This is a genomic window from Tepidisphaeraceae bacterium (assembly GCA_035998445.1).
Taxonomy (GTDB): domain Bacteria; phylum Planctomycetota; class Phycisphaerae; order Tepidisphaerales; family Tepidisphaeraceae; genus DASYHQ01.
This window is the reverse complement of sequence record DASYHQ010000008.1, coordinates 91,055-103,733: the sequence shown is the minus strand read 5'-3', so window position 1 is coordinate 103,733 and position 12,679 is coordinate 91,055. Positions and strand designations below refer to the sequence as shown.

General features: G+C 63.8%; 11 protein-coding genes. 6 read left to right on the top strand and 5 right to left on the bottom strand.

Features of this window, described 5'->3' with window-relative positions; genetic code table 11:
* Positions 1 to 141: 141 nt before the first annotated feature.
* The 3 genes from VGN72_02120 to VGN72_02110 all read left to right on the top strand — a co-directional run bounded on the left by VGN72_02120 (position 142) and on the right by VGN72_02110 (position 2,840).
* Positions 142 to 1,092: an ABC transporter permease gene (locus tag VGN72_02120; protein HEV7298131.1), complete on the top strand. Its 951-nt coding sequence runs from the start codon at positions 142 to 144 to the stop codon at positions 1,090 to 1,092.
* An 18-nt stretch (positions 1,093 to 1,110) separates the two neighbouring features.
* Positions 1,111 to 1,821, top strand: coding sequence for an alpha/beta hydrolase (locus tag VGN72_02115; protein ID HEV7298130.1), 711 nt, complete (start codon positions 1,111 to 1,113; stop codon positions 1,819 to 1,821).
* Positions 1,822 to 1,997: 176 nt separating this feature from the next.
* Positions 1,998 to 2,840, top strand: a complete 843-nt coding sequence (locus VGN72_02110; protein ID HEV7298129.1) for an ABC transporter permease — start codon at positions 1,998 to 2,000, stop codon at positions 2,838 to 2,840.
* Between the two features lie 170 nt (positions 2,841 to 3,010).
* On the opposite strand, the gene VGN72_02105 is transcribed toward VGN72_02110, so the two are convergent.
* On the bottom strand, positions 3,011 to 4,108 hold the full coding sequence (locus tag VGN72_02105) for an LOG family protein (protein HEV7298128.1): 1,098 nt from the start codon (positions 4,106 to 4,108) through the stop codon (positions 3,011 to 3,013).
* Positions 4,109 to 4,551: 443 nt separating this feature from the next.
* Between VGN72_02105 and VGN72_02100 the strand changes: the two genes are divergently transcribed.
* Both VGN72_02100 and VGN72_02095 read left to right on the top strand, forming a co-directional pair.
* A complete protein-coding gene (locus tag VGN72_02100; GenBank protein HEV7298127.1) occupies positions 4,552 to 4,896 on the top strand; it encodes a Dabb family protein in 345 nt (114 codons plus the stop codon).
* Between the two features lie 113 nt (positions 4,897 to 5,009).
* Entirely contained in the window at positions 5,010 to 6,089 is a 1,080-nt protein-coding gene (locus VGN72_02095) for a cellulase family glycosylhydrolase (GenBank protein ID HEV7298126.1), read from the top strand.
* A gap of 183 nt (positions 6,090 to 6,272) precedes the next feature.
* On the opposite strand, the gene VGN72_02090 is transcribed toward VGN72_02095, so the two are convergent.
* The 4 genes from VGN72_02090 to VGN72_02075 all read right to left on the bottom strand — a co-directional run bounded on the left by VGN72_02090 (position 6,273) and on the right by VGN72_02075 (position 11,185).
* Positions 6,273 to 8,771 (bottom strand): DUF87 domain-containing protein, encoded by a 2,499-nt coding sequence (locus VGN72_02090; GenBank protein ID HEV7298125.1) that lies wholly within the window; start codon positions 8,769 to 8,771, stop codon positions 6,273 to 6,275.
* A 142-nt stretch (positions 8,772 to 8,913) separates the two neighbouring features.
* Positions 8,914 to 9,336: a hypothetical protein gene (locus VGN72_02085; protein HEV7298124.1), complete on the bottom strand. Its 423-nt coding sequence runs from the start codon at positions 9,334 to 9,336 to the stop codon at positions 8,914 to 8,916.
* Positions 9,337 to 9,491: 155 nt separating this feature from the next.
* Complete coding sequence (locus VGN72_02080) at positions 9,492 to 9,920, bottom strand: NAD-binding protein (protein HEV7298123.1); 429 nt, start codon at positions 9,918 to 9,920, stop codon at positions 9,492 to 9,494.
* 68 nt (positions 9,921 to 9,988) lie between these two features.
* Positions 9,989 to 11,185 carry an NADH-quinone oxidoreductase subunit D gene (locus VGN72_02075; protein ID HEV7298122.1) on the bottom strand — a complete coding sequence of 399 codons (1,197 nt, stop codon included), beginning with the start codon at positions 11,183 to 11,185 and terminating at the stop codon, positions 9,989 to 9,991.
* A 318-nt stretch (positions 11,186 to 11,503) separates the two neighbouring features.
* Here VGN72_02075 and VGN72_02070 point away from each other — a divergent pair, with 318 nt between their 5' ends.
* Positions 11,504 to 12,517, top strand: a complete 1,014-nt coding sequence (locus VGN72_02070) for a hypothetical protein (protein HEV7298121.1) — start codon at positions 11,504 to 11,506, stop codon at positions 12,515 to 12,517.
* The last annotated feature ends 162 nt before the right edge of the window (positions 12,518 to 12,679 follow it).

The following is a 12,679-nucleotide window of genomic DNA, read 5'->3' as shown; positions in this document are numbered from 1 at the left end:
CGTCAATGATCAGCAGGTTGGACATATGGTGAGGCTCCGTGAAACAACCAGTTCGCTCACGCTCGCGTATGGCGAATGCAAGCCGAGCAAACGTCGCGCCAACGTGCGGGCAGCGGCGAGAACCCTGAGGGGCGGTGCGCCATGAGCACCTACATCATCAAACGCCTGCTGGCGGCGATTCCCGTTCTGCTTGGTGTGTCGATCGTGGCGTTCGCGCTCGTGCGGCTGGTGCCGGGCGACCCGGTCACCATCCTGCTCGGCCCGGGCTACAACGAGCAGCAGGCCGCGGTGCTGCGCGAGCGGTACGCGCTCGATCGGCCGCTGCCGATGCAGTACGTGGCGTGGGTGTCGCGGGCGGTACGCGGCGACCTTGGCGAATCGTTTTTCACCGGCCAACCGGTGCTGCGCGCGATGATCGAACGCCTGCCGGTTACGCTGGAACTGACGGCCATCGGCATCTTGTTTGCAATCTTCGTCGGCGTGCCGCTGGGCATTGCCAGCGCGATTCGGCCAGGGCGGTTTGTCGATCACGCGGCTCGAATGGTGGGGCTGCTGGGCATCAGCGTGCCGGGGTTCTGGCTGGGCACGATCCTGATCTTGTTCGTCTCGCTGCGGCTCGGCTGGTTGCCATCAGGACGATTCGTGCCGTTGTGGGAAGACCCGATCGAGAACCTCCGGCGAATGCTGCTGCCGGGCCTGGCGCTCGGCACGGCGGTGGCGGCGGTGGTGATGCGCACGGCGCGGTCGGCGGTGCTGGAGGTCGTGCGGCAGGACTACGTGCGCACCGCCCGCGCCAAGGGCCTCGGCGAGCGGGCCGTGCTGGTCCGCCATGCGCTGCGCAACGCGCTGGTGCCGGTGGTAACGGTGATCGGCCTGCAGGCGGGTTACCTGCTGGGCGGTTCGGTCGTCATCGAACAGGTCTTCGCGCTGCCGGGCCTGGGCCGGTTGGCGCTGCAGGCGATCACCAGCCGTGATTACGCGCTGCTGCAGGGCACGGTGCTGTTCGTCGCGGTGGCATTCGTGATGGTGAATCTGCTGGTCGACCTGCTGTACGCCAAGCTTGACCCGCGCATCTCGTATGGTGGCAAGTGATCGAGCGGAGACATACCCATGGCCGAACAGAACGCGGTCGATGCCCAACTGTCGTTGGAACGCTTCATCCGCGGCACGCCCGATGCCATCGGCGCTGAGGCCGTGACGATCGTCACCACGCGCGGCGACATTGCGTTGCGCTACTATGCCGCCGCGGGCGCAACAACCGTCGGCGGGGCGATCTTCGTCGGCAGCGCCGAGGAAGGCCAACCGCGCCCCGCGGGTGGGCAGTTGTATCCGGCGGTGTGCAAGGCGCTGGTGACCGCCGGCGTGGCCTGCGTCGAACTATCGTTCCGCACGCCCGATGACTTTCACGAGTGCGTGCTGGACGTGCTGGGGGCGATGGCGTTTCTGGACGAGTGCGATGCGGCACCGGTCGCGCTGGTTGCGCACTCGCTGTCGAGCGCCAGCGCGGTGCAGGTGGCGCTGTTGTCGCCGGACGTAGGGGCGTGTGCGCTGCTGTCGGCCGTCGCGTTTGAGGATGCCGAGGAATACCTGCCGCACCTGGGGCCGCGATGCGCAATGCTGTACGTGCACGGCGCGCTCGATCTCGCTACACCGCTGAAGGTGGCCCAGCAGATGTTTGAACTGACGTCGGAGCCGAAGCAGTGGCTGCCCGTTCCGGATGTGGGTCATGCGCTGGATTCGGCTGACGACACGGCGATCGTTAGCGCGCTGTCGCAATGGATCGTGACTGCGTTGCAGCGGCCGGAGGCGCGGAATGATTAGATATGAACGGGAGCGATTGTCTTGTCTCTCTCCCATGTACCCATGGGAGAGGTTAGGTGAGGGTGATTTGGAACTGCTGACATCGTTCGTCATTCGAAATCACCCTCACCTAACCTCTCCCGGAGTACCGGGAGAGGGATCGGATCAGCCTTAGCCAGTTCTAAAAAAATAGCCGTATGACCAAGAGGATCAACAACCTCACCACGCTCTTCCGCGGCAATAAGCTTGCAATCGCGGGGGCTGTGGTGATTGCGGTGGTCACGCTGCTCGCCATGGCGGCGCCGATCGTGTCGCCATACGACCCCTACGCGATGGACGCTGATGCGGCGCTCGCGGGGCCCAGCGCCGCGCACTGGTTTGGGGCTGATGCGTTCGGGCGCGATATCCTGAGCCGGGTGATCTACGGGGCCCGAACGTCGCTGCAGGTGGGGCTGGTGTCGGTCGCGATCGCGCTGACGGCCGGCACGATCATCGGCCTGTTGGCGGGTTACTTCGGTGGGTGGATCGACGCGATCCTGTCGCGCATCAACGACGGGCTGCTGGCGTTCCCGGACATCCTGCTGGCACTGGCGATCATGGCGGTGCTGGGGGCCAGCACGCGTAACGTCATGATCGCGATCGGCATCGTTTATACGCCGATCTTCGCGCGCATCGCCCGCGGCGCCGTGCTGCAGGTGCGGGGGCAGCCGTTCATCGAGGCCGCCCGGGCGCTGGGGCTGCGGCACGGGCGCATCATGCTGCGCCACGTGCTGCCCAACGCCAGCGCGCCGCTGATCGTGCAGACGACGCTGTCGCTGGCATTCGCGATTCTGGCCGAAGCGGCGCTGAGCTTCCTGGGGCTCGGCGTCGAGCCCGATGCGCCGTCGTGGGGCGTGATGCTGAACGATGGGAAGGAATGGATGGAACTGGCGTGGTGGATCCCCGTCTTCCCGGGGCTGGCGATCACGCTGGCGGTCTTCAGCTTGAACGTGGTGGGGGACGCGCTGCGGGATGCGTTTGATCCTGCCGCGGCGCGGTGAGGGGCAAGCTCTTCACGTAGCATGGGCGTCTCGCCCATGCTTGTCGACTGAAACGAGAGTCGCGATTAGTGGCTGACAGCGCCGACCGAGCGGTACGTCGACAAATAGATCTTCCGGCCTTACAGCGGGCATGGGCGAGACGCCCATGCTACGTGAAGAGGACCAGCCGCCTATTCCGGCAGATCGTTCAGGAAGTTGATCAGCATGCGCAGCTTCCCGTGATCGCGGCGATTGAAGGTGAAGACCAGGCGGTGCAGGTCGGCCAGTTTCGGTTCGTCGCGTTCCACCGGCAGCGGGCCGCTAAGGCGGAAGTCGCCCTTCACCTTGATGTCGCTGAACTTCTCCGTGATCTCGGCCAACTGCGCCTCGGTCGGCTTGCGGTGCAGGCGGATGACGAGGTCGTCGCGGCTGTAGCGCACGCTGTGGTAGTTGCTGTAGAAGTGGCGCACTTCCTCGACGGCCTCATCGATATTCTCGGTGATCTTGTAGAGCGCCAGATCATGCTCGCTGATGAGTCGGCGGGCGAGCAGGTGATTCTTCACGTAGTCCTGCCAGGCATCCCAGAACTGCCCGCCGGGCTTGTCGACGAAGATGATGGGCGTCGGCACGCTCTTGCCGGTCTGCACGAGCGTCAGCACTTCGAAGCCCTCGTCCATCGTGCCGAAGCCACCGGGGAAGATCGCAACGGCATGGCTCGAGCGCACGAACATCAGCTTGCGCGTGAAGAAGTACTTGAAGTTGATCAGCTTCTTGTCACCAGCGATGAACGGGTTAGTCGCCTGTTCGAACGGCAGGCGAATGGCGAGGCCAAAGCTGGGGTCGGCACCCGCGCCACCGTGCCCGGCCGCCATGATGCCGCCGCCGGCTCCGGTGGTGACCATCCAGCCATGCTCGACCATGCGCTTGGCAAAGTCGGCGGCGGCGATGTAATCACCTTGGTCTTCAGCCGTGCGGGCGCTGCCAAAGATGCTGATCTTGCGCACGTCGCGATAGGGGGCGAAGACCTTCAACGCGTAGCGCAGTTCCTTCAGCGACTTGTTGATCAGCTTGATGTCGCCGCGGTTGGTCTGGTCGCGCAGCAGCTTCAGGCCGTTGGCGACGATCTCACCGACCATGTCCCCCTCGGGCACCTCTTCGAGCTTCTCAATCAGCCGCGCCGCGAGCTTGTGTACCTCGTCGATGTCCGCCCGGCCCAAATGAACGGGAGCCTCGGCGGTCTCCTGCGACTGTTCGATGGTGGGATTGTCGAGTGCGTCTGCTTCCTTCATGTCGTTTTCGTTCCTTACGGTCCCGATTGGTGGGGAACGCCGCAGTATTGCAGAACGCGTATGGGATGACAAGGTCGGGGGATTATCCCCGGGCGGGATTTGGATTAGATGAGGAAGGGGGAGAACGCGAAGACGCGATGGGGGGAGGCGGATATTCTGTAGGACAGGCATTCCTGCCTGTCTCTCTTCCTCTCCCCCCGAATTCTCGAAATTAGAATCCCACGCCCAATGCCAAACAAATGACTACGTCCCAGTGAGAGGTACTCCGCTCTCTGTGTCTGTGTCTATCTCTGTGTGCTCTGTGGCCTCTGTGGTTCAAATTCTTCTTGTTTGCCGAATACGGAGGGAGAGACAGGCAGGAATGCCTGTCCTACAGAAGAGGGTGGCGAGACCTCTTCCTTGGCGTCATCGCGCCTTCGCGTTCTCTTGGAAGGGCTTCATCAGTGGCCTTGCAGGCCGTGGTCGATCCGGCGAAAGTGGCGGGCATGTTTATTCATACGGTTTTCTTTTGGGTTAAGGATGGCACGCCGGCCTCGGCGGTCGCGCAGTTGAAGGGTGATTGCGTCGAGCTGCTCGGTGAGATTCCGGGGGTGAAGTTCTGCTTCGCCGGCACGCCGGCGGGCACGCCGCGAGATGTCGTGGATAACTCGTACGCCGTCGGCGTCACGGTCGTCCTGGACGACTCGGCGGCGCACGACGTCTACCAGACCCACCCGCTGCACCTGGACTTCATCGCGCGCAACAAGCCGAACTGGAGCCGCGTGCAGGTGTACGATCACGTGGAATAGGCCTACCGCAACTGGCGCCCGGTCTGGTAAATGAGAACGCTCATCTCTGGTCCCCCTCCCATGCCAACGTTGGTGGGGGACCAGAGCGTCTCCAATGGATTAGGAGTACCGCCATGAACGTCGACGAACACGTAGCGCTCGCATCCAAGGGCCGATGGTCGAAGAAGAAGGCCAACGACTGGTACGCGAAGGAGCCTTGGCCCGTCGGGGCCAACTTTATGCCGGCCACGGCCATCAACCAGCTGGAGATGTGGCAGGACAAGTCGTTCGACAAGGAACGCATCGACCTCGAGCTGTCGTGGGCCCAGAACCTGGGCATGAACACGATGCGCATCTTCCTGCACGATTTGCTCTGGCGGCACGAGAAGACGGCGTTCCTGAGGAACATCGATACGGTGCTGAAGCTTTGCAAGCGCCGCAAGATCCGCCCGATGATCGTCTTCTTCGACTCCTGCTGGTACCCGTTCCCGTACTACGGCAAGCAGGCGTCGCCCGAGCCGGGCGTGCACAACCCGTTCTGGGTGCAAAGCCCCGGCGTGAAGATTCTGCGCGACGCGACGCTGTTCGACGAGTTGGAAGAATACGTGACCGGCGTCGTCGAACACTTCCGCAACGACGACCGCATTCTGGTCTGGGACGTCTGGAACGAGCCGGACAACAACAACCACAACAGCCGTGGCGTGCGCGATATTGCCGACAAAGGGCCGCTCGTTGCGCCGCTATTGGCCAAGACGTTTGCCTGGGCGCGGGCGGGCAAGCCGACGCAGCCGATCACCAGCGGCGTGTGGGTCGGCGACTACAGCGGCGATGACCGGCTGCGCTCGTGGGAGCGCGTGCAACTGGAGGGGTCGGACGTCATCAGCTTCCACCGCTACGCCGACCTGCCCGCCACGCGGGCCACGGTGGAACAGCTGAAGCGCTACGGCCGACCGATGTTCTGCACCGAGTACATGGCGCGGGGCGAGGGGTCGCGGTTCGAGGAGATCTTACCGTACTTCCGGGACGAGAAGATCGGCGCGTACAACTGGGGTTTCGTGGCTGGCAAGAGCCAGACGTACATGCCATGGGACAGTTGGCAGACGCCGTACCCACCCGAGCCACCGCTGTGGTTCCACGACATTTTCCGGCGGAACGGGAAGGCGTATTCGGAGGAGGAAGTTCGGCTGATCCGGGAGATGACGGGGGTGACGTAGGCCCCGATCCAGAAACGCCGGTGGACTTGCAAATGCCATCCCGATGGGAGGCTTGCCGACCTGAGGGATCTCGATGGTACGAAAGTCACGCGGCCGTACGAGATCCCTCAGGTCACCTTAGGCTCCCTTCGGGATGACAAATGGACTTGTCAGGGCGTTGTGCAATCGCCGGGGATCAATGCGCTACTCCCAAGCCGAATCCGTTGTGCCATCCGCAGCGCGCCAATACGGGGTCCAAGCGAGGGTCACCGCCTCAATCTTGATGTTCGACTTCTTCGGCCGCACCTGCACGGTCTCCAGTGGTTCGGTGGCGGGGTCGAAGGACGATTCCATCTCCTGCAGTTCCGCTTGGAACTGAGCATCCAACTCGGCCTGCTGGGCCATCACGGCTTCCACCGTCTCCTCGGCCCGGCCCACGTCAGAGTATTCCTTCTGCGAACGGCCGACACCCCGCGCGGTGGTGGTGGCCTTGCCGACGGTGCCGACGCTGACCTTCTTCTTACCGAGGAACGCGCCGAGGATCGTCGCGCCGAGCGAGACTGCGGTCTGGAAGCCGCTCGTGCGGGCCTGGGCCTTCTCGCGGTCCACGGCCTGCTGAGCACGGCGAAGGCGCTCCTGCATGGCGGCCAGCTTCGGGGCGTACTTCTGACGCAGCTTGTCCGTGGCGGCGTCGCGCGCCTCGCGAGCGGCGACGTCGATGCGCACGCGGAAATCGCGCTCCGACTCGCCGAGCTTGCTCGTCATGTCCAGCCGGGGGCTCTTGAAGAGGTCGACGTGCCCCGTTCGGAAGATCACGTCGGTCAGTTGCTTGGCCCACAGCGTGTAACTCTTCGGATCGGTCGCGTAATCGGGCACGGCCGTGAAGGTGGCGTCGGCTTCCGGTTCGGGTTCGAGGTCGGCCAGCGACCCTGCGAACCACGCGGCCTGTTCCCACGCGACGTCGGCGGTCTTCTGGCGAATGCCGTGGTACACGTGCTGCAACGTCGTTGCGGCACCGGTCTTGGTATCGGGATAGTAGACCGACGCGCCCGCGAGCAGAATCGGTCGGTAGGTTAGCGTGCTGTCGGCACGCCATTCGGTGCTGACGGGCAGGAACGCTTGCGAGATTCGGGGAGACAGGATGGGACGCGTCGCGCCGCTCTGCGGGCGCTCGTCATCCTCGTCATCAATTCGATTGATGACGGGGGCCCGGTTTGCTCTGACAGCGGACCTTGCCACTGAGGTGGCGATGCCGTCGGCCTCAGAGGGCTCGGAAGTGCTGGGGACGTCGGTGGTGTCCTTCAACTGCTTCAGCTGATTTCGCGTGAGCGGGCCGCGCAGGTAGCTCATGGTCCAGCGCGTCTCGAAGACGGTCGGGCCGGTATCGTGGACGTTGTTCATCAGGAAGACGCGCTTGCTCAGCGACGACAGCAGATCGCTCATCTTCTCGCGGTCGAAGCCCACGCCCGCCTCGGCGCTGGCGCCGGCCAGGCCGTCGAGCACGCGCAGCTTGTCGCGCTCGGTCTGCAGCCGGCCGATGAACCACGTGCCGGCGTTGGCCAGGCCCTTGTAGTCGATGTCGACCGGGTTTTGCGTCGCCAGCACCGTGCCCACGCCAAACGCGCGGGCCTGCTTCATCAGCGTCAACAGCGGGCCCTTGCTCGGCGGGTTGGCGACCGGGGGGAAGTAGCCGAAGATCTCGTCCATGTAGACGATCGCGCGCAAGCTGGTCGTGCCGCTCTGGCCGCGCATCCAGCCGATCACCTGGTTCAGCAACAGCGAGACGAAGAACATCCGCTCGGCGTCGGACAGGTGCGAGATCGAGAAGATCGACACCTTCGGCTTGCCAGACGGCGCGTGCAGCAGCTTGTCGACGTCCAGCGCGTCGCCCGACAGCCAACTGGCAAACCCCGGGGCCGCCAGCAGGTTGTTCAGCTTCATCGCCAGCGCGCCGCGTTCCTTTTCAGATAAGAACTCGTCGAGCGTGCTCACGCCAACCTGTTGGAAGGGAGGGGTCTTTATCTGGTCGAACAGGTCCTTAAGCGACAGCTCGTTCCCGTCCTTCCACGCGGCGTTGAAGATCGTCGACAGCAGGATGTGCTCGCGCGACTGGATCGGGTCGGCGTCGACCCCCAGCAACCCCAGCAGGCTGGTGACGGTCGTGCTGATGCGCTCCTGCAGCAAATCGTGGTCTTCCAGAATCGCAGCGTCCGGCGCGCCAAGCGACTTCAGGATGCTGATCGGCCGACCCGCGCTGCTGCCGGGCGTGTAGATGACGAAGTCGGCGGCGTCGCGGAGCTTCTGGATGCGCGCGCCGTCCTGACCCCACCCCGCGAGCCCTTCCTTCCAGAAGGTGGCCTGCTGGGCCGCGTACTCGTCGGGAGATAGGCCCTTCTTGGCCGCGTCGTCCTCGTTGATCCACGGGCGGAACTCGGCCGCTTCAAGGTTGGGGAACGTCAGCAGCAGGTTCGAGAGGTCGCCCTTGGGGTCGATGACGATCGCGGGGATCTTGTCGATCGCGGCCTCTTCAAGCAGGCCGATGCACAGGCCTGTCTTGCCGCTGCCGGTCATGCCGACGCAGACGGCGTGGGTGACGAGGTCCTTGCTGTCGTACAGCACCAGGTCATCGAGGCGTTTCTTGGCGTGCGGGTCGTACTCGCGGCCAAGGTAAAACTCACCCAGCTTCTCGAAGTCGTCGGTCATGCGGTTGCGCTCCTGGCAAGGGCATCAGTGCCTTACCACGTTATAACGCAACGGCACGCTTAGGGGCACCGCAACCGGGGGGGCGCTCACGTTTGATGATCCAGCTTTGGCGCAACGGTTGGCCGCCGGGGTGCCCGATGCGCTACGCGGCGTGCGACGGAAGCGGATCGGTGACGCCCGACAACACCGCGGGCTCGGCGAAGCGGCTGATGATCCCGACGAGCTCGGCGATCTGGATCGGCTTCTGGGCCAGGTGCTGGATGGCGCCGGTGTGCAGGCCGTTCACGATCATCGATAGGTCTTCGTACGTCGTCAGCATCACCCGTCGAACGCTCGGGCGGCGCAGGCGCACCACGTCCAGCACGCAGGTGCCCGTCGGTGGGTAGATCGTCGACTCGGCGACGATCACGCGGACGGCCGCATCTTCATCACACATCGTGATGGCGCGGGCGGCATCGCGCACGCGAACAACATCGAAGTAAGGCGCCGCCGCCTCGGCGATGGTGCGCAACGTGGTCAGGTCCTGATCGAGGGCGACGAGTTTGTAGGGTGTGGGTCTGCTCATTGATGCTTGCTTCATAGCGAAACGAGGTTTCTCCTTGAACTACCTCCCCCTCTATCGTGATGAGCAAAAGCAAACTTAAGCATAAGCGCCAGATCGGGAAAAATGACCTTCCAGAGCGCAAGTTCGTCTGAAGCACCGCAGTTTTTCGCGGCTAATCAGACGACGTGCGCCTCAAGCAAACGGAGCACTTCTAACGCCACGGTTTGCTCTGCCACGATCGTCTCGTTGGCGCCCCGGCGCTGCGCTTCGAGCCCACTGGACGTGTAGTTGCAGCGGGCGACGATCTTCAGGTTGGGGTTCAACCGGCGCGCGATCGGAATGGCGGCGAGCACGGCCTTTTCGTTTGGGACCAGCAACAGCAGCACGTCGGCGCTTTCCGCGCCGGCCTGCCGCAGCGTAGCCTCATCGGTCACGTCTCCCTCGATGATCGGCGTACCGGTGTGCCCACAGCGGTCGACGGTCGCCGGGTTCAACTCGATCACGCAGTACGCCGTCCCCGCGTTCTTGTACGCCTCCGCGGCCGCGCGGCCCGGCACGCCATAGCCGGCGATGATCGCGTGATTCTTGAGGGGACAAGGTTCCATGGCATCAATACCTTGAACACGTCACCATCAACCGGCGCGTAGGTTGGCGTCGGTATATGGTGCTCATCCTACCGGTCCACCTCACCCATGACGATGTCGATACTGCCGATGATCGCGGGCACGTCGGCCAGTAGAACGCTCCGGCAAAGCTCACCCGTGATCGCGAGATTCACGAAGCTCGGGCCGCGCACCTTCACGCGATAGGGAATGGGGCCCCCCTGGCTTTCGATGAAGAACCCAAGGTGGCCGCGCGGGTTTTCGGCCTCCACGTACACTTCACCCGGCGGCACCTTCATGTTGCGCGGCAGCTTGGCGCGGAACTTACCCTCCGGCATTTGCTCGATGCATTGCCGCAGGATGCGCACGCACTGCTTCATTTCCTGCATCTTCACCCAGTACCGGTCCCAGCAGTCGCCCAGCGTGCCGCGCAGGCCTTGACCGACGATGACGTCGAAGTCCAACTGGTCGTACACGCTGTACGGCCGATCGCGGCGCAGGTCGAGCGGAATCCCACTGCCGCGGATCATCGGGCCGCTGAGGGCGTAGCGAATGCACTGGTCTTTGCTGGTCACACCGATGTTGGCGGTACGCTTGATGAAGATGTGGTTGAACGACAGCAAGTCGTTGTACTCATCGATCTTCGGCTCGAAGTAGTCCAGGAACTCGCCGAGCTTTTCGAGGAACAACGGCGGCAGATCCCAGGTGACGCCACCGAGGTTGATGTACGACAAGGTCAGCCGTGCGCCGCAAAGTTGTTCGAACAAATCGAGGATGTACTCGCGATCACGGAACGCGTAGAGGAAGGGCGTGAAGGCGCCCATGTCCAGGCCGTAGGTGCCGAAGCTGACGAGGTGCGACGCGATGCGATTCAACTCCGCCGCCAGCACGCGAATGTACTGGGCCCGCTGGGGTACCTCGATGTCGGCGAGCTTTTCGACCGCCATCGACCAAGCCATGTTGTTATTCATGGCCGACAGGTAGTCCAGGCGGTCGGTGTAACCGATGTACTGCACGTACGGCAGGTTCTCACCGATCTTCTCCTTACAGCGATGCAGGTATCCCAGGTGGGGTGTCGCCTCCAGCACGACCTCGCCATCGGTGCGCAGGACGATGCGCAGCACGCCATGCGTAGAAGGGTGCTGCGGGCCCATGTTGACGAGCATTTCTTCCGAATGCACGTCGACGGTCTCACTGACGTCGCCGGGTGCTAAGCCGTAGGCAAGCGTTTTAATGACAGGGTCGGTTGGCGGCGGTACGAGCGACATTGGCAGGGGATTCTAGGAGGGAGGTGGCACCAATGCTATTGCCGCGGCGCGAGGACCTATCTGGCATCTGTTGTAGTGGCGACGCCTGCGTCGCGGTCGACGCGCAGCGTCGAAGTTGCCCCTGCCAGGGGCGGCCCGCCCGTGCCTTTTGCTTTGAAAGAAAGAGTACATGGGCGAGCCGCCCATCGTACGTGTTTGCGGCTGCGCCGCACCGCGACGCAGGCGTCGCCACTACAGGTGCAATCTGATTGCACGCCCACCGGGCGTAGCCAAGGTTGGTTTACCCGCCTCGCGGGCGCGTCTATAGTGCCGGCCAGCATGTCGGAACCCGCAGTTCAGCCCTCGTCTGCAACACCGCCAATCGACCGTCACGCACCGTCGGCGTTGAAGCGGCTGCGCTACAAGGTGGAAGGGGCGATCCTGGCGGCGCTGGCGTGGGCGATTCGGGTGCTGCCGTTCCGCGCGATGATCGCATTGGCCGACGGGTTGGCGTTTCTCACCTATCACCTGCTGCGGCAGGACCGCCGGGTGGCGATGGCCAACCTCGATCTGGCGTTTGGCGATGCGAAGACACGCGCGGAAAAACGGCGGATCGCCAGAGCGACGTTTCGCAACCTCTGCCGCGCGATCGTGAGCCTGTTCTGGGCGCCAAATTTGACGAAGGAGAACATCGACCGTTACGTGCGGCTAGATGCCGATAGCGAGCGTCGGGTGCGTGAGATCACGGCTGCGGGGAGGGGCATTCTGTTCTGCACACCGCATCTGGGAAATTGGGAGTACGCGTCGCTGCGGACCGGGTTTGCGGGCTTCGAGTTGGTGATCGTCGCCGACCCATCACGCAATCCCGCGGTGGGGCGGAAGATCTTCGATCTGCGCAGCCTGTCGGGTCACAAGATCGTGCCGCCGCAGTTCGCCGTGCTGAAGCTGTTCCGCCAGGTGATGCGGGGCGGATCGACCGCGATGCTGGTCGACGTGAACGGCCGGCGCAACCGGGGCGGCGTGTGGAACGACTTCTTCGGCGTGCCAGTCTTCAACAGCGTCGCCGTCGCCGAACTGGCGCTACGCACGAAGGCGGCGATCGTGTTCGGCATTGGTTGGCCTAAGGCGGACGGCACGGTCGACCTGAAGTATTACGACGAGATGCCCGTCGCCAGCACCGGTGACAGTGCCGCCGACCAGCAGCGCGTCACCGACGACATCACCCGCTTCGTCGAACAGCTCGTCCGCGAGCATCCCGAGCTGTGGCTCTGGACCTACAAACGCTGGAAACGCCGGCCGAGCGAAGCGAAGCGGCAATACCCGTTTTACTCGAAGTTTCAGAAGGTGGATTAAAGCGTAGTGTCCGCGTGTCGCCGGGTGCGGCCCCCTCTCCCGGTACTCCGGGGGAGGGCAGGGGTGGGGGCCTTCCTTCGATCGTGATGCAGGTCGCCCCCCCCCAGGCAGTGCCAAATGGATCACGCGCTATGGTCTAAACATGTCATCCCTCGCGTCGCT

Coding starts and splice junctions, on each gene's coding strand:
- VGN72_02105 (HEV7298128.1), bottom strand. CDS start 4,108: ATGAAGGAAGCAGACGCACTCGACAATCCCACCATCGAACAGTCGCAG.
- VGN72_02120 (HEV7298131.1), top strand. CDS start 142: ATGAGCACCTACATCATCAAACGCCTGCTGGCGGCGATTCCCGTTCTG.
- VGN72_02090 (HEV7298125.1), bottom strand. CDS start 8,771: ATGACCGACGACTTCGAGAAGCTGGGTGAGTTTTACCTTGGCCGCGAG.
- VGN72_02110 (HEV7298129.1), top strand. CDS start 1,998: ATGACCAAGAGGATCAACAACCTCACCACGCTCTTCCGCGGCAATAAG.
- VGN72_02080 (HEV7298123.1), bottom strand. CDS start 9,920: ATGGAACCTTGTCCCCTCAAGAATCACGCGATCATCGCCGGCTATGGC.
- VGN72_02070 (HEV7298121.1), top strand. CDS start 11,504: ATGTCGGAACCCGCAGTTCAGCCCTCGTCTGCAACACCGCCAATCGAC.
- VGN72_02085 (HEV7298124.1), bottom strand. CDS start 9,336: ATGAGCAGACCCACACCCTACAAACTCGTCGCCCTCGATCAGGACCTG.
- VGN72_02075 (HEV7298122.1), bottom strand. CDS start 11,185: ATGTCGCTCGTACCGCCGCCAACCGACCCTGTCATTAAAACGCTTGCC.
- VGN72_02115 (HEV7298130.1), top strand. CDS start 1,111: ATGGCCGAACAGAACGCGGTCGATGCCCAACTGTCGTTGGAACGCTTC.
- VGN72_02095 (HEV7298126.1), top strand. CDS start 5,010: ATGAACGTCGACGAACACGTAGCGCTCGCATCCAAGGGCCGATGGTCG.